22 protein-coding genes are annotated in these 22898 nt (G+C 66.7%); 9 read left to right on the forward strand and 13 right to left on the reverse strand.

Annotation, left to right across the window (positions count from 1 at the left end; genetic code table 11):
• The first annotated feature begins 172 nt into the window (after nt 1–172).
• The gene (locus C3Y92_RS07730) at nt 173–1228 is read left to right on the forward strand and encodes a hypothetical protein (RefSeq protein ID WP_129351344.1); all 1056 of its coding nucleotides are present in this window, start codon (nt 173–175) and stop codon (nt 1226–1228) included.
• Between the two features lie 23 nt (nt 1229–1251).
• On the opposite strand, the gene queC is transcribed toward C3Y92_RS07730, so the two are convergent.
• The 3 genes from queC to C3Y92_RS07745 are packed head-to-tail and all read right to left on the reverse strand — an operon-like array spanning nt 1252 to nt 2979.
• Entirely contained in the window at nt 1252–1959 is a 708-nt protein-coding gene (gene queC, locus C3Y92_RS07735) for a 7-cyano-7-deazaguanine synthase QueC (protein ID WP_129351346.1), read from the reverse strand.
• 16 nt (nt 1960–1975) lie between these two features.
• Nucleotides 1976–2608 carry a 7-carboxy-7-deazaguanine synthase QueE gene (locus C3Y92_RS07740; RefSeq protein ID WP_129351348.1) on the reverse strand — a complete coding sequence of 211 codons (633 nt, stop codon included), beginning with the start codon at nt 2606–2608 and terminating at the stop codon, nt 1976–1978.
• The gene (locus tag C3Y92_RS07745; RefSeq protein ID WP_129351350.1) at nt 2608–2979 is read right to left on the reverse strand and encodes a 6-pyruvoyl trahydropterin synthase family protein; all 372 of its coding nucleotides are present in this window, start codon (nt 2977–2979) and stop codon (nt 2608–2610) included. Before C3Y92_RS07745 ends, C3Y92_RS07740 begins: the two co-directional genes overlap by 1 nt.
• A 108-nt stretch (nt 2980–3087) precedes the next feature.
• On the opposite strand from C3Y92_RS07745, the gene queF reads away from it, so the two are divergent.
• Nucleotides 3088–3519, forward strand: coding sequence for a preQ(1) synthase (queF, locus tag C3Y92_RS07750; protein WP_129351352.1), 432 nt, complete (start codon nt 3088–3090; stop codon nt 3517–3519).
• A 136-nt stretch (nt 3520–3655) separates the two neighbouring features.
• Here queF and C3Y92_RS07755 read toward each other — a convergent pair whose 3' ends face one another.
• From C3Y92_RS07755 to C3Y92_RS07765, 3 genes are read right to left on the reverse strand one after another with little or no spacing between them, the layout of a single operon-like run.
• Nucleotides 3656–4555, reverse strand: coding sequence for a YihY/virulence factor BrkB family protein (locus tag C3Y92_RS07755; protein ID WP_235669650.1), 900 nt, complete (start codon nt 4553–4555; stop codon nt 3656–3658).
• A 26-nt stretch (nt 4556–4581) separates the two neighbouring features.
• Nucleotides 4582–5577 (reverse strand): phosphatase domain-containing putative toxin, encoded by a 996-nt coding sequence (locus tag C3Y92_RS07760; RefSeq protein WP_129351356.1) that lies wholly within the window; start codon nt 5575–5577, stop codon nt 4582–4584.
• A gap of 12 nt (nt 5578–5589) precedes the next feature.
• The gene (locus tag C3Y92_RS07765; RefSeq protein WP_129351358.1) at nt 5590–6285 is read right to left on the reverse strand and encodes an acid phosphatase; all 696 of its coding nucleotides are present in this window, start codon (nt 6283–6285) and stop codon (nt 5590–5592) included.
• A 161-nt stretch (nt 6286–6446) separates the two neighbouring features.
• Between C3Y92_RS07765 and C3Y92_RS07770 the strand changes: the two genes are divergently transcribed.
• Complete coding sequence (locus C3Y92_RS07770) at nt 6447–6701, forward strand: hypothetical protein (protein WP_129351360.1); 255 nt, start codon at nt 6447–6449, stop codon at nt 6699–6701.
• 138 nt (nt 6702–6839) lie between these two features.
• On the opposite strand, the gene C3Y92_RS07775 is transcribed toward C3Y92_RS07770, so the two are convergent.
• Entirely contained in the window at nt 6840–7592 is a 753-nt protein-coding gene (locus C3Y92_RS07775; protein ID WP_129351362.1) for an N-acyl homoserine lactonase family protein, read from the reverse strand.
• Between the two features lie 415 nt (nt 7593–8007).
• On the opposite strand from C3Y92_RS07775, the gene C3Y92_RS07780 reads away from it, so the two are divergent.
• Both C3Y92_RS07780 and C3Y92_RS07785 read left to right on the forward strand, forming a co-directional pair.
• Nucleotides 8008–9015, forward strand: coding sequence for an acyltransferase family protein (locus C3Y92_RS07780; protein ID WP_129351364.1), 1008 nt, complete (start codon nt 8008–8010; stop codon nt 9013–9015).
• A gap of 151 nt (nt 9016–9166) precedes the next feature.
• On the forward strand, nt 9167–10099 hold the full coding sequence (locus C3Y92_RS07785; protein ID WP_129351366.1) for a sialate O-acetylesterase: 933 nt from the start codon (nt 9167–9169) through the stop codon (nt 10097–10099).
• A 132-nt stretch (nt 10100–10231) separates the two neighbouring features.
• On the opposite strand, the gene murJ is transcribed toward C3Y92_RS07785, so the two are convergent.
• The 6 genes from murJ to C3Y92_RS07815 form a co-directional block, all read right to left on the reverse strand.
• Nucleotides 10232–11764 carry a murein biosynthesis integral membrane protein MurJ gene (gene murJ, locus C3Y92_RS07790; protein WP_129351368.1) on the reverse strand — a complete coding sequence of 511 codons (1533 nt, stop codon included), beginning with the start codon at nt 11762–11764 and terminating at the stop codon, nt 10232–10234.
• Between the two features lie 229 nt (nt 11765–11993).
• On the reverse strand, nt 11994–12839 hold the full coding sequence (gene mutM, locus C3Y92_RS07795) for a bifunctional DNA-formamidopyrimidine glycosylase/DNA-(apurinic or apyrimidinic site) lyase (protein ID WP_129351370.1): 846 nt from the start codon (nt 12837–12839) through the stop codon (nt 11994–11996).
• Nucleotides 12840–12946: 107 nt separating this feature from the next.
• Nucleotides 12947–14389: a ChaN family lipoprotein gene (locus C3Y92_RS07800; protein ID WP_129351372.1), complete on the reverse strand. Its 1443-nt coding sequence runs from the start codon at nt 14387–14389 to the stop codon at nt 12947–12949.
• A 28-nt stretch (nt 14390–14417) separates the two neighbouring features.
• Nucleotides 14418–15683, reverse strand: coding sequence for a phenylacetate--CoA ligase family protein (locus C3Y92_RS07805; protein WP_006921029.1), 1266 nt, complete (start codon nt 15681–15683; stop codon nt 14418–14420).
• Between the two features lie 72 nt (nt 15684–15755).
• The gene (locus tag C3Y92_RS07810; protein WP_129351374.1) at nt 15756–17378 is read right to left on the reverse strand and encodes an ATP-binding protein; all 1623 of its coding nucleotides are present in this window, start codon (nt 17376–17378) and stop codon (nt 15756–15758) included.
• Between the two features lie 32 nt (nt 17379–17410).
• Nucleotides 17411–18319: a tRNA (adenine-N1)-methyltransferase gene (locus C3Y92_RS07815; protein ID WP_129351376.1), complete on the reverse strand. Its 909-nt coding sequence runs from the start codon at nt 18317–18319 to the stop codon at nt 17411–17413.
• A 64-nt stretch (nt 18320–18383) separates the two neighbouring features.
• Between C3Y92_RS07815 and C3Y92_RS07820 the strand changes: the two genes are divergently transcribed.
• The 4 genes from C3Y92_RS07820 to C3Y92_RS07835 all read left to right on the forward strand — a co-directional run bounded on the left by C3Y92_RS07820 (nt 18384) and on the right by C3Y92_RS07835 (nt 22816).
• On the forward strand, nt 18384–19373 hold the full coding sequence (locus C3Y92_RS07820) for a radical SAM protein (protein ID WP_129351378.1): 990 nt from the start codon (nt 18384–18386) through the stop codon (nt 19371–19373).
• A gap of 48 nt (nt 19374–19421) precedes the next feature.
• Nucleotides 19422–20885 carry an Rne/Rng family ribonuclease gene (locus tag C3Y92_RS07825; protein WP_015860394.1) on the forward strand — a complete coding sequence of 488 codons (1464 nt, stop codon included), beginning with the start codon at nt 19422–19424 and terminating at the stop codon, nt 20883–20885.
• A 4-nt stretch (nt 20886–20889) separates the two neighbouring features.
• Complete coding sequence (locus C3Y92_RS07830; RefSeq protein ID WP_129351380.1) at nt 20890–21465, forward strand: epoxyqueuosine reductase QueH; 576 nt, start codon at nt 20890–20892, stop codon at nt 21463–21465.
• A gap of 409 nt (nt 21466–21874) precedes the next feature.
• Nucleotides 21875–22816, forward strand: a complete 942-nt coding sequence (locus tag C3Y92_RS07835; protein WP_129351382.1) for a CobD/CbiB family cobalamin biosynthesis protein — start codon at nt 21875–21877, stop codon at nt 22814–22816.
• Nucleotides 22817–22898: the final 82 nt, after the last annotated feature.

Consider the following 22898-nt stretch of genomic DNA (forward strand, 5'->3'; position numbering starts at 1 on the left):
GCCAAAATGTCGCGGATCGGGCACAACTTGAAGGATAATGGACTGCTTTCTGATTGAGGCCGGGGCGTTTTTCGGGCCAACCGGCTTCTGGGGTCGTTGCGGCTAAAACTCGTTTACATTATGTCGATCTTGCCGGGGCGCCCGCGCGGCGCTGCACGGCAAAGGAGCGACCATGCGCTACGAGGTCCCCTTTGTGCCCGATCCGGCCTACGGCGCGCTGCTAGCCGGCGCGGCGGACAGGCTGAACGGCGTCTACTTCCGCCTCGGGCCCGAAACCCCGGACGCCCGGATGCCCGGCTTGGCCGATCCCTCGCCCATGGAATTGGCCGCCGGCTTGTCGGGCTTGCCGCCCATGCCCCGCTTGGGCCTGCTCAACGCCGCCTTCCACGCCCAGGAAACCCTGTCCAAGGACGGGCTGCGCGACCTGCTCATGCTCCTCGACGGCTATCTGGCGGCCGGGGCGCTGACCGGCATTGTTTACGCCGACCAGTACCTGCTCCAGGCCTTGTCCGACGCCTCGCCAACGGTTGCCCGGGAGCTGTGCGCCGTGCCGGGCATCAATTTCCGGCTGGACAGCTTCGAGCGGGCGGCGGCCGTGGTGGACGCGGCTTGCTCCACCCGGTTTCGCCCGCCGCCGCGCATCATCCTTGACCGCGACGTCAACCGCGACCTGGACGGGTTGACCGCCATGGCCGGGAAGCTGCGCCGGGAGTGGCCGGACATGGGGCTTGGGCTTATGGCCAACGAGGGTTGCCTGTACGCCTGCCCCTTCAAGCAGGCCCACGACGCCCACATTGCACTGTCGCGGCTGGCCGCCTGCCGGGTCGGGCCGGACCTCAACCGCGACCTGGGCTGCTTGCGCTCCTTTGCCGAAGCGCCGGGACGCCTGCTCGCCTCGCCCAGCATCCGCCCCGAGGACGCCGGGCGCTACGAAGGCGTCGTCGATTGCCTGAAGCTGTGCGGCCGCAGCCGGCCGGCGGCCGATGTGCGGGCCATTGTCGCGGCCTATCTCGACGGCCGGTTTGACGGCAATCTGATCTGGCTCCTGGACGCCCAGGAGATGCTCTCCGACCGTTTCGCCATCGACAACGCCGCCTTGCCCGAGGATTTCTTCGAGGTTACGACGTCGTGCTCCCGGCGCTGCGCCGCCTGCCGCTATTGCGACGAACTGGCCGAGGGGCTGCTTGTCACCCGCGCCCCCGGCCTTGTGCCCTACGGAACCGGCTGACGGCAAAGAGTCGGCCGGCCGGGCTACAGGCTTGGCCGGTAGCGGGTGGGGTCGGCCACGCCGGCTTCCTCGAAGCCTTTCTTGCGCAGCAGACAGCTGTCGCAGCGACCGCAGGCCAGGCCGTCCGGGTCCGGGTCGTAGCAGGAATGGGTCAGGCCATAGTCCACGCCCAGGCTCGTGCCGAGTTCCACAATGCCGGCCTTGGACAGGTGCAACAGCGGGGTGTGGATACGGATGGAAAGGCGGCCTTCCACCGCTTCCTTGACGGCCAGGTTGGCCATGGCCTCAAAGGCGCCGATGAATTCCGGCCGGCAGTCTGGATAGCCCGAGTAATCCAAGGCGTTGACGCCGATGTAGATGTCGCTGGCCCCGAGCACCTCGGCCCAGCCCAGGGCCATGGACAGGAAGATGGTGTTGCGGGCCGGCACGTAGGTGACCGGAATGTCGGCTTCCATTTCGCCAATATCGCGGTCCTTGGGCACGTCGATGTCGGCCGTCAGCGCCGAACCGCCGATGGCCCCCAGCGGCAGGGGCAGAATCAGGTGGCTCGTGACCGCCATGGCCTTGGCCACCCGGCGGGCGGCTTCCAGCTCCACCTTGTGGCGTTGGCCGTATTCGAAACTCAGCGCGCACGGCAAAAATCCGTCGCGCCGGGCCACGGCCAGGCAGGTGGTGGAATCCAGGCCCCCAGAAAAAAGGACCACGGCTTTTTTTTGTATGTCAGTCGTCATGGCGGCCGTCTCCTTGTCAGACGCCCCGGGCGTCGGGGCTCCAGATGTGCTTGTGCAGTTGCAGCCCCAGGCGGGCCTGGACCCGGTCGGCCACCATCCAGGCGGCCAACTCGGCCGGGGCAAGTGTCGCGGCCACGGGCGAAAAATGGACGATGTGCGTGCGCCAGACCCGTGAGGAGATGTCCAGGGCGAAATCGTAATCGGTCCGGTCGGCAAGCACGAATTTCACCTCGTCGTGGGGGCGCAGCCGCTCCAGATTGCCGTAATCGTTGCGATGCTCCATGCCGCTGCCCGGGCATTTGACGTCCACCACGGCCGTGGCCCGGGCATCGAGCACGGCGATGTCGAGGCTGCCGTTGGTCTCGACCAGCACGGTCAGGTCCAGATCGCACAGGCGCTTGACCAGCTCCGGGGTCTGCGGGGCCAGGAGCGGCTCGCCGCCGGTCACTTCCACCAGCGGCAGCCCCAGCCCGGCCAGGGCGGCCGTGGCGTCGGCCACGGTCATTTCGGCGTAGGAATCGCCGGCATGCAGGGTGTCGCACCAGCGGCAGGCCAGATTGCAGCCCGACAGGCGCAAAAAACCGCAGGGCCAGCCGGCATAGCTCGACTCGCCCTGGATGCTGGCAAATATTTCGTGAACCTTGAGCATCACGCCTCGCGGCAGGTGGCGGCCAGGCCACGGCTTTCCACCACGGTCACGGCCGTCACGCGCACCCGGCCGTCATCAAGCCGCTCCTTGAGCTTGGCCAGGATGTAGCCGGCCAGCACCTCGGCCGTGGGCGGATCAAGGGTGGGAACGTCGTTTAAGCAGGCATGGTCCAGATCGGCGAAAATGGCGTCCATGGCCGTGCGGACATCCAGGAAATCGGCCACCATGCCGTTTATCAGGCTTTCGGCGCAAATTTCGGCCGTGACCTGGAAATTGTGGCCGTGCATGGCGGCGCAGGGGCCGGGATGGCCCGGCAGACGGTGGGCGGCGCTGAAATCGCCGGCAACGGCGATGGTGTAGATCGGCGGCATGGCTGGGACTCTCCCTGGCGTTGAACATCGGGGCGAGGAAAGCTATGGAGGGTCGCCCGAAAGGTCAAGACAACCACGGCCGCTCCCGGCCGTCAAGGAGACGTACCCATGCCGCATCGCGTACCCAGAGACGACATCAGCACACTCAAAACCCTCGGCCAGGGGGCCACGGTCTACCCGAGAAACGTCACCCCCGGCCTGCTCGAAACCTTCCCCAACGCCTTCCCGGACCGGCGTTACGACATCACCTTCGCCTCCGACGAGTTCACGAGCCTGTGCCCCAAGACCGGCCAGCCCGACTTCGGCACCATCACCATCCGCTACGTGCCCGACAAGCTGTGCATCGAATCCAAGTCGCTCAAGCTCTACCTCTTCAGCTACCGCGACGAAGGCGCTTTCATGGAAACCCTCACCAACCGCATCCTCGATGACCTCGTGGAAGTCTGCCAGCCGCACCATATGGAAGTCACCGGCGACTTCGCCGCCCGGGGCGGCATCACTATTTCGGTGACGGCGACGTTTGTGAAAGAGAAGAAATAGGGAGAGATAGGAGGAAGATGCCTCCGGCGGCCAAAGGGGCTGAGCCCCTTTGGAATCCCCGAAAGGGGGATGTCTGGGGCGGCGACGGGTGGAGGGACAAAGCGTTGGAGCATTCCCGAAAGGGAATGAAAGGCGGTCAGCCCCTAGGGCGGCGGGCCAGGCGGCCGGCGCGCAGGCGGTCGAAGAGGCTGGCCGGCGACAGCCGCCGCCGCAGGGCCGACGGGCCATGGTCGCGCCGCCACAGGCGCAAGAACCAGGCTCCCCACAGCACCAGACAGGCGTTGTACTGCAGCCACAACAAAAACAGCACCGCCCCGCCCAGGGAACCGTATACGAGTTCGTAGCGCCCGCCATGGGCCACGAACTGCCCGAAAGCCGCCGTCACCGCCCAGGCCGCCACGGCAAGCAAGACCGACACGCCGGCGATGGCCCGAAGCGGCCGCCGCCCCGGCAAAAACAGCAGATAGGCGGCGGCGAACATGCCGGTCAGGCAGAGAACGCCCCAGGCCGCCGACCACTGGCGCGCCAGACTCCCGCGCGGCTCCAGGCGCGGCAGATAGGCCAGATACAGGGCCGCCGTCAGCGCCCCCAGAAACAGCACGCCGGCCACGGCCCCCCAGGCCGCGCTCATCAATCGCGCGGCCAGGGCCGGCTGTTGTTCCGGGGCCGCCTCGCCAAGAGGCCGGCGTAGCGCCCGGCGAAACGCGCCCAGAAACAGCCACGACGACCACAGCACAAACACCGCGCTTTCCAGGGAAAACCCCGGCGAGGCCCACAGCAGCCGCCTGGCCCGGGAGACCAGCAGTTCGTCGATATACGGCGTGAGGATGGCGAGCTGGCGGCGTAGGGCCATTTGGCCGGTCCAGTCCTCGCCCGACACCGCCCCGCACAGGGCCAGCATGGCAAAAAGCAGCGGCACCGAAGAGAGCAGCGCGTAAAAGGCCAGGGCGGCGGCTTGGGTCGGCCCGCCCGAGCGGAAAAAGGCGGCCGTGGCCTTGACGGACAAGCGTCCGACCTCCCGTAGCCAGGCGGTCATTTCCCGCCGCCGCAACCGGGGCGACGTCAAGGCTTTGCGCCCCCGGCCAGCCAGGCCGCCCAGCCCAGGGGCGCGCCGCCGGGATTGGCCCGGGCGTAGTCGTAAAACCGGCGCAGAAAGTCCAGGCGCTGCCGGGCCAGGGCGTCGCGGCCCGGGGCGCTGCCGCCGCTGGTCTTGGCCAGATCCGAGCCGCCCAGGGCCTTTTGGCGGGCGATGATGTCCTCGAAAGCCACGGCCTGAGCATTTCGCAGCATGTCGACCAGGGTCATGAAGGTGGTGGTGCGTCCGGCCCCGCCCCGGCAGTGGAAATGCAGCCAGACGTCCGGGGGCAGGCTGCGGGAGAATCGCACGAACCGTTCGACCACGGCGTCGTCGGGCCGGGTATGGTCGGACACGGCCAGGCGCAGATAGCCCAGGCCCAGGGACGCGGCGGCCTGGGCTTCGCTGACGGCGGGCAGCGGACCGAGCGTCAAGGGTGTGGGGCCGCCGCGCTTGGCTTCCCGGGCCACGACGATGTCCGGCCGCTCATCGATGGCGGCCAGGAGGGCGGCTTCGGCCTCGGCCACGAAAGCAGCGTCGCGGCCCGGGTTGCCCTGGTTGTCGGGCAGCCGCCAGGACACGGCATTACCGCCGAGAAAACCGTGGGATTCCCGGCGCAGATCGACGATGACGGCGCGCGGCGGAAATTGTTCGCGCATAAGGGCCAGCCCGGCCAGGGAGAACTGGCTGCTGCCGGAGACGCGCAGCCCGTTTAAGCCCTCCCGTGAGGGGACGGCAGCCCCGTCCGACGCGGTCAGGGGGAAAAAACAGGTGCGAAACCGATGGGGCAGGGCGCTGGCGGCAGGGGCGTCCAGGGTCAAAACCCCGACGTCCGGTCCGGGTTCGGCCGAGGCGGCAGCGCTCGGACCGGCCAGGAACAGGGCCAACACCACGGCCAGCAGCCCGGCCAGGGGCCAGGGCACCGCAAGGCGCGGCCGAGCGGACCGGCGAAGCCGGCGGCACGACGGCGGCAGGGCGGACATGGCTTCCTCCTGTTACTGGGCCAGCCCCAGGGCGCTGCGGACTTCGGCCCGGGCGGCGGCGTACTGTTGCTGGAATTCGGGGCTGTTGAACAAGAAGGCGGCGATGACCGTGCCGGCGATGCGGCCGGCGGCCACGTCGCTGGGGTAGTGCACGCCGCCGATCTCGCGGTTGAAGCGGTACTGCTCGGCCCGGGCCGCCAGGGCTTGGGCCTTTTCCGGGACCATGTTGGCCAGGATGATGGCCATCAAGGTGCCGTAGGTGGAATGGCCGCTGGGGTAGGAGGCGTTGCCGGGCTTGGGCACGCAGGGATCGATTTGCGCACTGACGGCATAGGGTCGGGGGCGGTCCCAGTGCTTTTTGGCGTTGCCGAGGATGGCGTCGCCGTTATCCTTGACCGCCTTGAAAAAGGCCGCCGCGACCGGCAACTTTTCGGCCGTGAACTGCGGCCCGACGACATCGGCGAAGCGGAAGACCTCGCGGGCGGCGTCGGCCTGGGCAAAGGCCACCATGTCCGGGGTGCGGTCCTTTTGCAGTTGCAGGAGCAGGGCGATTTCGTCGCGCTGCTCGGCCGAATCCATGGCTGGCGGCGGCGGCAGCAGCCGGGCCAGATCGACTTGCCGCGGGCTGACGAACAGGGTTTCGGACCAGGCCAGTTGCGGCAGCGAAACAAGCAGGACCAGCAGAAGCAGGCGGAACCGGGCAAGCATGGGGAACCTCCACGGGGGGATGTCGGGCCGGGGCGGCCGGGACGGCATAGCCGGGGCTGGCGCAAGTTATAGGGCCTTGGCCGGCGGCTGTCACGGCCGGGGGCTGCAACCGGCTTGGGCTTTGGAGCGACTGACGGGCATCGGCGCAGGGGATTGGAGGGATGGGCGCGTCCCTGGCCCGCGCCGGCCTGAAGCAGGAAGATTGTGGAACGGATTCTGCAATATCGCCTGCATACAGGGAGGAATTGCCCATGTTCGCACCAAGTATCCATGTGGAATGCGTGAGCTTTTTTGAACCATCCAAGGGGGAATGGCGGGAGGAGCGCGTCAAGGGTCTGGCGGAAGATGAGTCTTTGCGCTGCCCGGACGACGAGGAAGAGGACTTTCTTTCCTTCTGCCGCCGCTCGCTGCTGTAATTGCCGGTCGGCCTTCATGGGGCCGACGTTGCACTGGGTGCAGCGTTACGTCTGGCTGAAGAGCATTTTTCAGAATAACCAAATTTCGTCGTGCAATACAAAGCCGGTTCCCCGCCCGGGGAGCCGGCTTTTCGTTTTCTACTTCAAGCCGATGGGCGCGCCGGAAGCAAACGCCGGTTCGTGCAGCGGCAGCAGGATGTGGGCCGCCTTCTTGACGCGGACCAGGATGTCGTAGGCCGCGTAGGGATTGACGCAGGTGCCGGGCGGGATGACGTCCATCTCCCGGGCCGTTATGGCCTTGGGCGGAAAGAAGTTCTCGTTTATCACGCAAAAGCCGGTGATGACGGCCTGGCCGGCCGGGGTGTCGACAAAGACCGACATGCCGCCCTCGGTGTGGGCCGGGGTGTGGACCATGCGCAGGCCGGGCAGGATTTCGGTGTCACCGGTGACCGTCTGCATCTGGCCGGAATCGATGACGTCTTCCACGTATTCGGCGTTGTAGCGAAAGTCCAGGGGGTGCGGGTTGTTGACATGGGCCAGCTCCCGTTCGTGGGCGTAGATGACCGCGTTTTCCAGATAGGCGTCGTTTTCGCAGTGGTCGTTGTGCAGATGGGTGTGGATGACCACGTCGATGTCGGCCGGGGTCAGGCCGTACTGGGCCAGGCCGGATTCCAGGGTGTGGATTGTGCCGCCAAGGGCCGCCTGGCGGGCGGCGGACTGCACCGGGCGCATCTCGCCGGTGTCCACCAGCACCTTCTTGCCGCCGCCTTCCAGATACCAGCCATAGATGGGTATGGTGTAGGGCGTGCCGTAGTCGAACTGGTAGGTCATCATGCCCTTGTCGAATTCCTTGGAGCCAAGGACAATGGGATGGATCACGTACTTGCCCACGGTAAAAAACCTCCGCTGCGCGCGCTGAAGTGCCCCGGGCCGCGTAGCGTCCCGGCGCGTCAGTCGACCGCCCAGGGCAAAAGGTAAGCAGTCGGCGGCGGCGCGGCAAGGGGGACGCCCCCGGCGGCGAGTTGACGGCGGCGGCAAAGACGGACACAACGCCCATGGCGATGCGCGCCGCCAGACGCCCCAACAGGCGGGCGATTCGAAACGCATTACTTGAAAATGCAGCCGTATTTTCAAGAAAATGTCTTGGGATTTTGGCTGTTGCCGGCAAATGAACCGGTAGGCTTTTCGAGTGCGCGTCTCGCCGCGACGGCGCGCCCGCCAGGCCTTGCCGCCTGGTTCGTTTCTCCGCGCGATATGGCGGTCCGACGCCCGCAAACCGACGCCCACACGTTCAGGTGACCCCTCTATGATGTATTCCATTCAGATTTTGCGGATCATCGGCATGTTGATGATCGTCTATATCCATGTCGGCGTCTACATGACGCTGGTGAACAACGTCGGCGATTCCCTCTTTCACGTCATTCCCGACGCATTCATGTGCAAGGCCTTCATCTTCTTCAGCATCTCCGGCTTCATCATGGCCTTTCTTCTCGACATCGGCTACCGCAACTTCCTGGTGCGACGCCTTCTGCGCGTCTATCCGACCTTTCTTATCGCCTGCGGTCTGGCCATCGCCTTGCGCTATCTGCTCTTTGACCAGCTGCCGGGCAAGGACATGTTCCTGGCCATGACGCTTTTGCCCGTGGGCTTCGTGGACTATCCCCTCAAGATCGAATGGACGCTCATTTACGAAGTCTGTTACTACCTCATCATCACGCCTTTCGCCTTCCCCAAGACGCGACGCTACTTCGTGCCGTTTCTCTTCGTCTGGCTCGGGGTCATCCTTATCGCCTACTACGCCTCGGGCATCACGGCCTTTTACGTGCTGCCGCCCTGGAAGCGGCTTTTCGTCTCCTACGTCAACATCTACTTCATCACCGGAGCCCTGGCCTACCACGCCGCCAAGCGCCTACGCTTCGACTGGTGGCCGGCCTACGTCCTGGCCATCGTCGCCAGCGCCGCCGTCACCGTGGCCACTTCGGAGGCCTGGAAGCTCGAACCCTACAACATGAAGCAGCTGGCCACCTGGAGCCTGTGCACGGCCGTGACGCTGGTTTCCCTGGTCAAGCTCGAAAACCATTTCCAGGCCCCGTGGGTGAAGGCCATCGGCCAGTGGGGCGACTACGCCTATGCCGTCTACCTGACCCACGCCCTGGTGGTGGGGGTCTTTTTCTCCTGGCTGGTCTACCGGTTCGGCTGGCAGCTCGACAACCGGGCGGCGCTTGTGGCCGTGGGCCTGATTCTCGTCGTGGGCTATGGCCTGGGCCGGCTGGACGCCGCCGTCCATGGTTACTTCAAGCGGAAATTCGCCTGATGCTCTGCGGCGGGAAAGCCATATGCCCAATCATCTCGTGCCGTATGCCCTTGCTGACGCGGTTCTCGTGACGCCGGGCGGCTGGTAGGCGTGATGTACGATATGTCCTTGAGGAGGCGGTTTTCGTGACGCTACGCGGCGGGGCGAGCTGATGCCGGCTGCCCGATCGCTTTTCGCCTGGGCGGCCGACGCAGCGCTCATTGCCGCCACGGTCCTGGCCCTGGGCTGGGCCGGCCGGGAAGTAGCCGCCGATCTCCGGCTCACCCGCCTCCAGGAGCAGGCGGCCCGGCGCGTGCCGCATTTTCCCGACGCGGCCTCGCGCACGGCGTTCACCGACGCCGCCGGCCGCGAGACGGCCCCGTGCGCGTCGTTTCTCGGCCAAAAGCCGCTGGTCGTCCTGACCATCGGCCAGTCCAACATCGCCAATTCCGCCTTGGGCGAGTTTGCCCCGCGCCATCGTATCGGAAATTATTTCGAGGGATCGTGTTTCGTCGCGGCCAATCCGCTATTAGGCACGTCGGGCGAGCGGGCGGCGGCGGTGCTTGATTTCGCTGACGCGGCCCTGGAAGCGGGGCTCTACGACAGCGCGCTTGTCGTGCCGCTGGCGGTGCAGGGTTCGTCGGTGTGGAACTGGGCGCGCCACGGCGATTTGCGGCCCATGCTCGAAAGCGCTCTGCGCCGCCTGGACGGGCAGGGGATCAAGCCCAATCTCGTACTCTACCATCAAGGCGAGGCCGATTGTCTGGTGGGAATGGAAGGGGGGCTGTACGCCGAAGGCTTGGACAACGTCATCAGCGATTTGCGGCGCATGGGCGTGGACGCGCCGGTGGTGGTCTCGCAAGTCAGCCGCTTCAAGGCGCTTGATTGCCCGGACGCCGCCACCGGGGCTTGCTCACGCATCTGCCCGGATATCCGGCAGGCCCAGGCCGGGGCGGCCGACCCGTCGCGCGGCGTCTTTGCCGGCCCGGACACGGACATGGCCGTAGCCGAGCGGTTCGACGGCTACCACATGACCGACGACGGCCGCCGTCGCTTCGCCGCCATGCTGCTGGAAACCGTGCGCGCCCTGCCGCAAGTGCGCTAGCTGCTTCTCGTCTTACGCACACGTCTCCATTACCGGTGAAGGGTGTCCCTTACCCCCTTTTTCCCATATGGGGGGTCCGGGGGCCTCAGGCCCCCGGCCGCCGGAGGCATCTTCCTCTGTATTTTCTTCTTCTTATCTCTTCTTCATCTTCCTACGAACAAAATCAGTAAGCATCCGGGCTTCCTCGACGCGCAGCAGCGAGGCCAGGCCCATGTAGGCCATGGCCCACAGGATGATGAGGATGAGCGAAAGGTAGGGGCGGTCGGCCGTGGCGTGGGCCCCGAAGCCGACGCCGATGCTTAAGATTGTGCCGATGAAAGTGGTGCGGCCCAGGCGCAGCCAGCCGGGGCCGAGTTTTTTGCGCAGGACCAGGCCCAGGGCGGCGATGTTGACCCACGACGAGATGGAGGTGGCCAGGGCCAATCCGACATGGCCGGTAGGTCCCATGAGGGCCAGGCCGGCGATGACGTAGACCACCAGACACACGGCCGCGACAATGGCCGGGGTGCGGGTGTCGGACAGGGCGAAATAGGCGGAGTACAGCGGCCGTACGCAGGCAAAGGCGGGCAGGCCCACGCCGTAGGCCACCAGCGCCCCGGCGGTGGCGGCGATGGCCGGCTCGCCAAAGGCCCCGCGCCCGAAAAGCACCCGCACCATGGGATCGGCCAGGGCGATGAGTCCGGCGGCGGCCGGCAGGCAGATGAAAAGGGTCAGGCGCAGCGAGGCGTTTAGGGTATCGACGAATTCCCCGGTCTTGCCGGCCGAGGCGAGCTTGGCCAGGCCGGGCAGGGCGACGGTGCCCACGGCCACGCCGAAGACGCCCAGCGGAAACTGCACCAGCCGGTCGGCGTAGTAGAGGTACGAGATGGAGCCGGTGGGCAGGTAGGAGGCAAGAAGCGTCCCCAGCACGATGTTGAGCTGATAGACCGCCGCGCCAAAGGCCGTTGGCAGCATGAGCAGGCCCATGCGCAGCACGCCCTTGTCGCGAAGGGACCATGGCCCGCGCCAGGAGAAGCCGAACTTTTTGAGTTGCGGCAGCTGCATGTAGACCTGCCCGATGCCGCCGATGACCACGCTCCAGGCCAGGGTGTAGGCCGGATCGAAGCCGAACAGCCAGGCCACGCCCGCGCCGAGGATGATGATGGTGTTGAGTTCGGAGGTGGCCAGGGCCGGGGCCAGGAAATGGCCGAAGGAATTGAGCACGCCCATGCACAGGGCCACGGCGGAAATCTCGATGATGTAGGGGAAGACGATGCGCGTGAGATCCACGGTCAGATCGAACAGCGCCGGATCGTCGGCAAAGCCCGGAGTGATGAGTTTGGTCAGCGGCCGGGCAAAGACGATGGCCAACGTGGTCAAGACGCCCAGGATGATGAGCAGCCAGACCATGGCCGAACGCGGCATGGCAAAGGCCTTTTCGTCGCCGACCTCCTCACGCAGCTTCTGAAAGACCGGCACAAAGGCCATGGTCATGGAGCCTTCGGCGAAAAGCCGGCGCATCATGTTGGGCAGGCGGTAGGCCACGTAAAAAGCGTCGGCGGCTATGCCGGCCCCGAGTACGTAGGCCAGGATCATATCCCGGAAAAACCCCAGTATCCTTGACAACAAGGTCGCGCCCCCGACAATGGAGGCGTCCTTGGCAATCTGTCTGACGTGCTGCGACATGGTTTTTTGTGGGGAGGAAACCCCCTTTTTGAAAAAAGGGGGTTTCCTCCCCACACCCCTCCTTCCCTCAAAAACTTTTAACGGGTGGTCGAGGCCGCCAAGGCTTCTTGGAACTCCTGACTGTGGGAGGGGCGTTTTCCGGCGGCAGGGTCTTCCCTGTCGCCGGAAAACGCCCCTCCCATAATCAGGGGGTCCGGGGGGGATGATCCCCCCCGGGGCGTCTTCTGCCTTACTTCTGACACTTCCTGCAATAGGTGGAGGTGCGGCCGGCGATTTTGGCGTGGGTGAGCGGCGCGGTGCAGGCCGGGCAGGGGTCGCCGGATTTGCCGTAGACCTGGAAATGGTTCTGGAAACCGCCTTCCACGCCGTCGGGAGTGCGGTAGTCGCGGATGGTGCTGCCGCCGGCGGCGATGGCCGCCGCGATGACGTCCTGGACGGCCTTGAGGAGCCGTCGCCGTTGGGCCGGGGTCAGGGCCTTGGCCGGCGTGTCGGGCCGGATGCGGGCGGCGAAGAGCGATTCGTCGGCGTAGATGTTGCCGATGCCGGCGATGACGGTCTGATCGAGCAGCGCCGCCTTGATGCGGGTGGACTTGCGGGAAAGCGCTGCCTCGAAAGCGTCGGGCGTCATGTCCCAGGGTTCAGGGCCAAGCGACGCGTAGAAATCCCAGGCGCTCAGGGCCTCGGGCGTGAGCACCCGGGCCGTGCCGAAGCGGCGCAGGTCGGCAAACACCAGGGTGTTGTCGTCGGAGAGCCGGACGAGCAACCGGGCGCGGTCGGGATCGGGAGCGCCCGGCGGGGCGATGTGGAAGCGGCCGGTCATCTTGAGATGGAAGGCCAGGACGGCCGGGCCGTCGCCCGGGACCTGGGGGCGCGGGCCGAGGGTAAGCAGCAGCAGTTTGGCCCGGCGGGCGACGGATTGGATGGTCCGGCCCACGGCCATGGCGGCGAACTCGGCCCGGCGCTTGGGGCCGGCCAGCACCTTGGCGTCCGGGACGTCGATGCCGGTGATGACGCGGCCGACAAGGCCCGGGGCTAGGGCTCGGGCGATGGTTTCGACTTCGGGAAGTTCGGGCATGGCGGATGCGCTTACACGCGGGTCAGGCCGCCGGCCGGGCGGCGCGACGGACGGTTTTCCGGGAGGCAAGCCCGGTGGTTTTGCGGCGGTACGACGGCGGCATGGCGCTACTTGGCGGCCGGCAGGGCGATGGGGATGTCGATGGCCAGGGTTTCCCCGGCCCGGGAGACGGTAAGCGACAGCGCCTTGCCGTCCTTGACGGCCTCGATGGCGGCCTTGTGGAGCACGGACAGGGTGTCGGCCGGGTGGCCGCCGGCGGCGACGACGGCGTCGCCGGGCAGGAGTCCCGCCTTGGCGGCCGGGGAACCGGGGGCGACGGCGGTGACCAGCGGCAGGGCGGCGGGTTTGCCGGGGGCGGGCTGGTCCTGGGTCAGGGTCATGCCGAGCCGGCTTTTTTGGGCGGCCGGGCAGGCGAAGAAGTAGGGCGCGGCTTCGGCGTCCGGGGCCTCGCCGCCGCGCCAGGGCATGACCAGAACGACCTTGGCCGAGGGATCAAGGACGGCCAGCCGGCGGGCGATGCCCCAGCCATTGGCCACATGTCCGGCTCCGGCGATGACGGCCACGGGCCGGCCGGCCACGGCCCGGGCATAGAGCGCCCGGGCGGCCATCTGGGTGTCCCACAAGGACTGCACGGTGACGAAATTTTCAAAGGGGTCGCGGGCCGGCGCGGCGTCCCGGAGGGCCGGCTTGGCGGAGGCTTTGGCCTTGGCGCTGGACGTGGCGGTGTCGTCCGGCGCAGTCTTGGCCTGGGGGGCGACGTCCCGGGCGACCGACGGCGCGACCTTGGTCTGGGCAGCGGCGGCATCCTGGCTCGCAGGAGCGGCCAGTGGGCGGTTTTGGGGGTTGGCGTCCGTCTGTGCCGGCTTGGCGTTTTCCTGGGGCGCGGCCTTGCGCATGGCTCCGTGCTGGGCGAAAAGCTCGCGCAGCTCTTCCACCTGGGCCGGGGCCGGGGGCAGTATGGCTCCGGGGAGGCTGGCGCGTTCGGCCGGGGTCAGGGCGTCCAGGCCCTGGCGGCCGACCTTGCGGGCCAGACCCTTGGGGGCGTTTAAAGCGTAGACCGGGAGCTTGTACTCCCGGGCGGCCTCGAAAATCGGGGCGTAGAGTTCGAAATCGAAACCCCAGGTGGTTTTCCAGTCGAGTTTGGCCGGCAGTTCGGCCAGGGGGAGCGTGCCGGCGTTGAAGGCGTCGAGGACGCCTTGATAGTCGGCCGGGACCATTTCCAGGCCGATGGCCGGAAGGACGCCGACGGCGGCCAGCCGGCGGATGACGGCGGCCTGGGCCTGATGGTCGCAGGGGTTGGGGTGTTCCTCGCCCAGCAGCAGATAGTCGGCTCCGGCCAGTTCGGCGGCAAAGGCGGCCGGGGCCAGGGGCGCGCCTGCGGCGTCGACCAGGCTCTCGGGGGCGACCGGGGGCGTGCCCGGGGCGCGCTTGGCGCAGCCCGCGCCGAGCATGGCCAGGGCCAGCAGGCCGGCCAGGAGAAAAGCCCCCAGGGCGCGGGAGGTTCCCGCGCCCCCGGGGGCCGTAGGCTCGAACGGAAAGTGGACTGGCATGGTTATGCCGGGCGGCGCATGGGCGCGCCTAGTCCCACTTGCGCTTGTCTTCGATGGGCCGGATCTGGGGCGGCAGGGTGCCGGGGGCGACCACGGTGAGCGCCGGGCGCAGCTTGATCTTCTCCCGGAACTTGTGGAGCAGATCTTCCTCGCGCTTGAAGTTGGAGGCTTCGATGACCAGGGTCATCTCGTCGATGCCGCCGGGGTTGGTGACCTCGATCTGCCAGCGTTTGATCTCCTCGAAGCGGGTGATGACCTGCTCGACCTGGTGCGGGTAGACGAACATGCCCTTGATGCGGGCGGTGGTGTCCACGCGGCCGACGATGGAACCCAGGCGAGGCGAGGTGCGCCCGCAGGGACAGGGGGCGCGCTCGATGTAGGACAGGTCGCCGGTGGCCAGGCGGATCAGCGGATAGGTCTTGTTGAAGGCCGTGACCACGATTTCGCCGACTTCGCCGTCCTTGAGCGGAATGCCGGTGTCGGGATGGCAGATCTCGACAAAGGCGCGGTTGGCGATGTGCAGGCCGGTCTTGTGGAAGCATTCGTAGCCGATGCAGCCCACGTCGGCGGTGCCGTAGCCCTGGCGCATGATGATGTCGAACTTCTTCTCCAGATTGGCGCGCAGCTTTTCGGAGAATTTCTCGCCGGTGACGAAGGCCACCTCCATGTAGAGGTCCTTGCGCAGGTTAAGCCCCATCTCCTCGCCCTTTTGGGCCAGGTGCATGAGGTAGCTCGGGGTGCCGACGTAGCCGGTGGCCCGCAGCTTCTGCATGATCTCCAGCTGGGTGGCGGAGTTGCCCGGGCCGGCGGGAACCACGGCGCAGCCGAGGTTTTTGAGCGGCTCCTCGAACATGAGGCCGGCCGGGGTGAGATGGTAGTTGAAGGTCACCTGGACCAGATCGCCTGAGCGGAAGCCGCAGGCGTAAAAGCCCTCGGTCCAGCCCCAGTAATCGTCCTCGCGGTCCTCGGGATCGAAGATCGGTCCGGGGGACAGAAAAATACGCCGCAGCTCGCCCATGTCCTTGGTCAAAAGCCCGCCGAGCCTCGGTCCCATGGACTGCAGGAAGATGAGTTCCTTCTTCTTCAGGATGGGGATGTGCTTGAGGTCGGTGAGGGTTTTGAACTTCGATGCCTGGAACTGGGCTCGGTCGAAGCGCTTCTTGACGTCCTCGGAGTAGCGGTAAGCATAGGAAAGCAGATCCTTGATCTGGATCTGGTAATATTGGCGGCGTTCCGATTCGTCGAGCACTTCCCGGCGGGAATAGATGCCTTCTGTGCGATCCTTGCGCGTCATGCCGGGTCTCCTTTGGCGCGAAATCCCGTGATGGGAAAAAGAGAAGTTCTTTAGACCGGTCTTTTGGAAAAATCAAGCCGCCCGTAAGGGCCTGCCGGCCAGGGCCCGCTGGACCACGGCCAGCAGTTCGAACCGGGTGACGGGCTTGGCGATGTAGTCGGTCATGCCGGCTGAGAGCCCCTGGCGGCGGTCCTCGGGCGTGGCCGAGCCGGACAGACCCACGATGGGGATGTCGGCGGCGGCCCCGGACTCGCCCCGCCGGATGCGGCGGGTGGATTCCAGGCCGCACAGGCCCGGCATGGCGACGTCCATGAGCACCATGTCCACGGGCCGGCTGGCCAGAAGGTCGAACAGGCCCTCGCAGGAATCCACGGAAATGGGCACGTAGCCCCGATCTTCCAGGATGCGGCGCACCAGGAGCTGGGCCACGGGGTCGTCCTCGGCGTGGACGATGACCGCGCCGCCGCCGGTGGGTTGGGCGGCCTCGTTTGGCGCCGGGGCCGGGGATACGACGCAGGGCCGTCGCAGTTCGGCGGTGAAGGTAAAGGTGCTGCCCCGGCCGAGTTCGCTTTCCACCCGCAGCCGGCCGCCCATTTTTCCCACGATGTCCCGGGCGATGCCCAGGCCCAGGCCGGCCTGGGCGTAGCGTTTGCCGAGAAATGGCTCGCCGATGGCGAAATGGTCGAAGATGGCTTCCTGGCGGTCCGGGGCGATGCCGATGCCGGTGTCGCTTACGGAAAACAGCAGTTTGGCGGCGTCGGAACGGGCGCTTTGGGTCGGGGCCATGGTCACGGCCACGTCCAGGCCGCCGCGCTCGGTATATTTGAGTCCGTTGTGGATGAGATTGAGCAGCACCTGGCGCAACCGCTGGGGATCGCCCACGAGCTGGACCGGCACGTCATCGGCCACGGCAGCCTGGAAAGACAGGCCCCGCGAGGCCGCGTCCTCGGCGCACATGGCGAAAAGCTCGGCCAGCATCCGGCGCGGCTCGAAGAGTTCCTCGGCCAGCACCAGCCGGCCCGAGGCGATGCCGTTTAAGTCGAGCAGGGCGTTTATGACGCCCAGGAGCTGGTTGGAGGCGTTCATGGCCAGCTCGAGAAATTGGCGGCGACGGCCGTCGCCCTCGCTTTGCAAAAGCAGGCTCAACATGCCCATGATGCCGTTTAAGGGCGTGCGCAGCTCATGGCTCATGTTGGCCAGGAACTGTTCCTTGGCCGCTCCGGCCCGGGCGGCCGAGCCGGCGAAGGCGGCGAATTCGCGGTAGAAAAGTTCGATCAGGCCGCGACGTTGGGGCAGCAGGCAGGGCAGGACGTGCAAGGCGGCGTCGGCGGCCCGGCTGCGGCCGAAAAGCGCTTGCCGGTCGGCCGGATTGGTGAAATACGGCCCCACCACCAGTTCCCCCGGCCGGCCGTCGCGCAGGATCAAGGGGAAGCGTTCCGCGGACAGTCCCAGGGGGCAGACGGATTTTGGCTCGTCGGTCTCAGCCAGGGGCGACCTCGGGGCCAGCCAGGGGCATGGTCCGCGTTCGGGGAATTCCCGGTGCAAAATGGCATGGGCTTCGGCCCCGGGATCGGGCCAGACGGGCGCGCCGGGGTTGGTGTTGACGGCCACCGGAACGCCCAGAAGCCCGGTTAAGGGATCAAGCAGCCGCTTGAGCGAACGGGGGGCTTCGGCGCTTGGTACATCTCTTGCCATGCTAGAAGTCTTAGCCGCTTCCCCCGGTCCGGTCAATCGGGGGCAGCGGAATTGTCGCTTCCCTGGTCGCTCTCGTCAGGAAAACCGGACGGCCCGGCGTCCATGGACTCGGGGAAGTCGGCCGGCGGCGGGGGCGGGCAGACGTCGCGGCCGCCGTGGCGGGCGAAGACCAGAAAGCCGGTGTGGGCCACCATGCGGTCCTCGGGCCGCAGACGCTCGGGCACGGGCTTGTAGCGCCGCACCAGGATTTCGAGCACTTCCACGTCCTCGAAGGGCGAACTTTCCAACGCCCAGAGCAGTTCGCTGATCTGGTTGGTGGTGGGCAGGAGAAACCCCACCGGCGCGCCCGGGCGCACCACCGCCGCCGCCTGGGGCAGGTAGTCCCAGGGCGTGCGCACGTCGAGAAACAGCGCGTCGGCGTCGGTGGGGTCGCTGGCCGGATCGCCCTTGACCACGGATTCGGGGTAAAAGCCCTCGGCGATGTCGTGGTTGTGGCGCGACACCCGGTGGGACAGGCCCACGGCGTCGAGGTTCTCGCCGGAAAGCGCATGGAATTCGGGTCGTTTTTCAAAGGTGTAGACCCGGCCCGTGTCGCCCACGTGCCAGGCCAGGGCCGTGGTGAGGCCGCCCGAGCCGCTGCCCGACTCCACCACGCGGATACCCGGACCGATGCCGAGCTTCAGGATCACGTAGCCGATCTCCTTGGGATACATGATCTGGGTGGAGCGCTTGACGCCCTTGATGAGATCGTGGGTGGTGGGCCGCAGGATGCGAAAGACGTGGCCGATGTGGGTGGCAACCGCGCCGCCGCTGCCGGCCCGGGCCACTTCGCTGAACCGGATCATGCCTTCCTGGGTGTGCAGCACGGTGTCCTGGTCGAAACGCCGCAGATATCGCTTGCCCTTGGGAGAGACCAGAAGTATCAAATCGCCCTGTTTCACGCTGTCACCCCGGGTTGTTTGTTGGGTCGAGGCCCTTGACCATGGCGGAGCGCGCCTGTCAAGTGTGCGAGACGGCAAAAAGGAGCGCGCCACGGAACCTTTACGGCATGTTTTTGGCCCGGTAGGCTCGGGGAGGCTCGGCGTTTCGCTGGGCCTGGACCTGCTTGGCGCGCGCATTTGCTCGTTTGATTGCCTCTACTGCGAGGCCGGCGTCACCGAGGCCCTGACCACCGCGCGCAAGCCCTATGTTCCGGCCCGCCGGCTGCTGGACGAACTGGCCGCCTGGAAGGCGGCCGGCCATGCCCCCCCCGACGTCGTGACCCTGGGCGGGCTTGGCGAACCGTGTCTGAACAGCGAACTCGGGGCCGTCATCGCCGGAGCCAAAGCGCTTTTTCCCGACCTGCCCGTGGCCGTGCTCACCAATTCGAGCCTGATGCCCGACCCGGACGTACGCCGGGAACTGGCCCAGGCCGATATCGTGCTGCCGTCCATGGACACGCTGGTCCCGGCCGAGTACCATCGCCTGAACCGTCCCCACGCCGCCGTGGGCCTTGCGGCCATCCGCCAGGGCCTGCTTGATTTCCGGGCCGCCTACGACGGCAAGATTTTTCTTGAAGTGCTGCTTTTGGCCGGGATAAACGACTCGGCCGAAAATGGCGAACTTTTGCAGGGCTTTTGCCGGGAACTCGCGCCGAACCGGGTGGATGTCGTCACCCTGTCGCGCCCCGGGGCCCATCCGGGCTGCCAGGCCGCTTCGGCCGAGGCCCTGGCCCGGTTTCGGGCCGCCCTGGGCGGCGTCGCCCAGGAGGCCGGCGCGCTGCGTCGGGCCGAGGGCCATGGCCCAGCCGCCTTGGCCGGGCCGGCTCTTGATGCCCTGGCCGGGCGCATCGCCGCCTCGGTGGCCAGACGCCCCCAGACCGAGAGCGGTCTGGCCGCGGGCCTCGGCGTGCCCGCCGCCCATGTCCGGCTGGCCCTGGCCGCCCTTGTCCGGGCCAAGGCCGTGCGGGAGCGGCGCGAAGGCGACGCGGTTTTTTATGCCGGCCTGGCCGGATAAACAAAATTTTGCCTGGGCAAGCCTGCCCAGGCAGGGAGTTTCATGGAAATGAGCAGAGGGAAGAAACGCAAGCAGAAGATGTTCATCAGCGTGCTGCCCGGCGAACAGGTCGAGGTGGCCGTGGCCGAGGACGGCCAGCTGTTGGAATACTACGTCGAGATGGTCCACCAGGCCAAGACGCGGGGCCACATCTACAAGGGCAAGATCCACAATATCGATCCCGCCCTGCAGGCCGCGTTTATTAATTACGGGGCCGAGCGCAACGGCTTTTTGCAGATCGACGAGGTGCACCCCGAGTACTACCAGATCGTGCAGGCCGGCGGCGACCGCCGTCCCAAGTATCCGCCCATCCAGAAGGCGCTGAAAAAAAATCAGGAGCTCCTTGTCCAGGTCGTCAAGGAACCCACGGGCCACAAGGGCGCGTTTCTCACCACCTATCTGTCCCTGCCGGGCCGCTATTTCGTGCTGACCCCGGGCCGGGAGCAGCGGGGCGTGTCGCGCAAGATCGAGGACGAGGCCGAACGCAAGCGCCTCAAGGAAGTCATTTCCGGCCTCAAGCTCGACGAGGGCCTGGGCCTTATTGTCCGCACCGCCGCCCTGTCCCAGTCCAAGACGTCGCTGGAGCGCGATCTTTCGTATCTCAAGCGCCTGTGGAAGGAAGTGCGCCAACGCGGCACCACGGCCGAGACGCCAAGCCTCATTTATCAGGAACTCGACCTGTCCTCCCGGGCCGTGCGCGATTACCTGACCGACGACGTGGGCGAAATCTGGGTGGACGAACCCGAGACGGCCAAGCGCGTGTCGGAAATGGCCACCCTGGTCTATCCGCGCCGCCCGGGCATCGTCAAACAGCATCCCGACGTGGACGTGCCCTTGTGGGACCGCTTCAATTTGCGCAAGCAGATCGAGCAGCTCTACGGCCGCGAGGTCACCTTGCCCAGCGGCGGCGTGCTGGTTTTTGACCACGCCGAGGCGCTGACTGCCGTGGACATCAACTCCGGCAAGATCGGCGGCGAATCGAATTTCCGCGAGATGGCGCTCAAGACCAACATCGAGGCTTCCGAGGAAGTGGCCCGCCAGCTGCGGCTGCGCGACATCGGCGGTCAGGTGGTCATCGACTTTATCGAGATGAAGGACCGAAAGCACGTGGCCGAGGTGGAAAAGACCTTGCGCGCCGCCTTTAAAAACGACCGGGCCCGCACCGACGTCGGCCGCATCTCCCGCTTTGGCCTGCTCGAAATCGTGCGCCAGCGCCTGGGGTCCTCGGCCCTGTCCATCACCTCCGAGCCCTGCCCGTGCTGCAACGGCTCGGGCCAGCGGCGCAACCACGAGTGGCAGGCGCTGACGGTGCTGAAAGACATCTACCGCCAGCTGCGCAAGGATTCGAGCCAGGAGACGGTGACGGCCAAGGTCTCCGAGGAACTGTCCCGCTATCTCCTCAACCACAAGCGCGCCCGACTCTCGGCCATGGAAGAGGAATTCAAGAAAAAGATCGTCATAAACGCCCTGTGACGCCATGGCCGGCCGGGTCCTGCTCCATATCTGCTGCGGCCCGTGCGCCATCGCGCCGCTATCGCGCCTGACCGAGGCCGGCCTGGAGGTTGTCGGGCTTTTCGCCAACGACAACATCCAGCCGGCTGCCGAATGGCTGCGCCGCCGCGACGGCGCGGCCCAGGTCGCGGCCCGGTTCGGCACGCCCCTGGTCATCGACGCCTACGATCCCCTGCCCCATATGCGCCGCTCCCTGGCCGATCCGACCGGGCGCTGCCGCCCTTGCTGGGACGAACGCCTGACCCGGGCGGCCGTTGTGGCCCGGGAGCAAGGCTGCGACGCCTTCACCAGTTCGCTGCTGTACAGCCGCTACCAGGATCACGCCGCCATCGCCGCCCTGGGCCGGGCAGCCGGCGAGGCGGCCGGCGTGGCCTTCCATTACGCCGACTACCGCACCCACTGGGACGAGGGCGTGGCCCTGTCCAAGGAGTGGGGCATCTACCGCCAGCCGTACTGCGGCTGCGTTCTCAGCGAACTCGACCGTTACGCCAAGAAGCTGCGCCGCCCGCCGGTCCTCGACGACTCGTGTCGCGTCCCTTGAACAATACGAGCGTATTTTTTCAAGGAAAATCCATGGCGTCAGCCTTCCCTTCGTGGAGCTCCCTCGGTGGTTTTCGTGGAAGCGACACGCGGTCGTGCCACGCAGGCTCCCGACAAGGCTCGGCCATGTCCCAGTACGTCCATCCGGGGCATGCTGGGGCATGACTCCGGACTTTTGACTCGCCGCTGTTTTCACGACATGCCGACACTTTTCTCCTCCGTCATCAGGCATCTTGACCGGGCCGGAGCGGCCGTCGGCCGTTGTCGCCCTGGTCGCCGCGGCTTATACACATCTTTCCAGACGCGCTGAATCGATGTTGTTGGTTCCATTATGTCTGGAACGATAAACATGGAATCAATTCTCCGTGGACTTGTGGTCACGTCCTTCACCCCGAACTTTTGGAAGAACTATGCATCACGCCTTGCTTTTGGCCGCTGCCGCCGGCCTGGACCTGATTTTCGGCGATCCTCGTGAGCTGCCGCATCCGGTGCGGGGCATCGGCTGGTGCTACGCCCGCCTGGACGCCCTGGCCGACCGCCTTGGCCGGCGCGGCCGGTTTTTTGGCGCGCTGTCCGTGATCGCCGTGGCCGGCGGCGGCGCCCTGATCGTGGCGGCGGCCGGCGCGCTGCCCATCGTGGGCACGGTGTTGGCCGTCTATTTCGCCTATGCCGGCTTGGCCCTGGGCAGCCTTTTGGCCGAAGGACGGCGCGCGGCACGCTTCTTGATTGCCGGGGATATGGAAGCGGCCCGCATGGCCGTTGGCGGGCTGGTCAGCCGCGACGTGGCCGGCCTGGACGCCCCGGAGTTGTGGCGGGCCTTGGCCGAGTCCGTGGCGGAGAACGCCAACGACGGCTTCGTGGCCCCGTTTTTCTGGCTGGCCGTGACCGGTCCGGCCGGACTGTGGGCCTACAAGGCGGTATCCACGGCCGACTCCATGTGGGGCTACCGCACCCCGCGCCACGAGCGGCTCGGCTGGTTCGGGGCCCGGGCCGACGACGTCCTGGCTTGGCTGCCGGCCCGGCTGACCGTGGCCGCCCTGTGGCTGGCGGCGCGGCTCATGGGCGCGGGGCGCGGCGTTCGCCTGGGCGACATCGCCAGGGACGCGGCCAAAAGCGCCAGCCCCAACGCCGGCTGGCCCATGGCCGCTGCGGCCTGGCTGTGCGGCGGCAGTATGGGCGGCCCGACGCGCTACCATGGCGCGCTGGTCGAAAAGCCCCGGCTGGGGCCGCCGGGCCGTCCTTGGGATGCGGCCCGCTATGAATTGCTGAGCGCCATGGTATTGTTTGCGGGGTGTATTGTTGCAGTGGGAACAGTTGCCTTGTGTAGCATAGGGATATGGTCTGTTGTGTGATTGTTGCCGTCGAGGTGAATCATCTGATCTTTATTTTTCCAGTCTGTAATATCGATGGCAGCACAAAAAAATGATTTTTTGT

It is taken from the genome of Solidesulfovibrio carbinolicus, assembly GCF_004135975.1.
GTDB lineage: Bacteria > Desulfobacterota > Desulfovibrionia > Desulfovibrionales > Desulfovibrionaceae > Solidesulfovibrio > Solidesulfovibrio carbinolicus.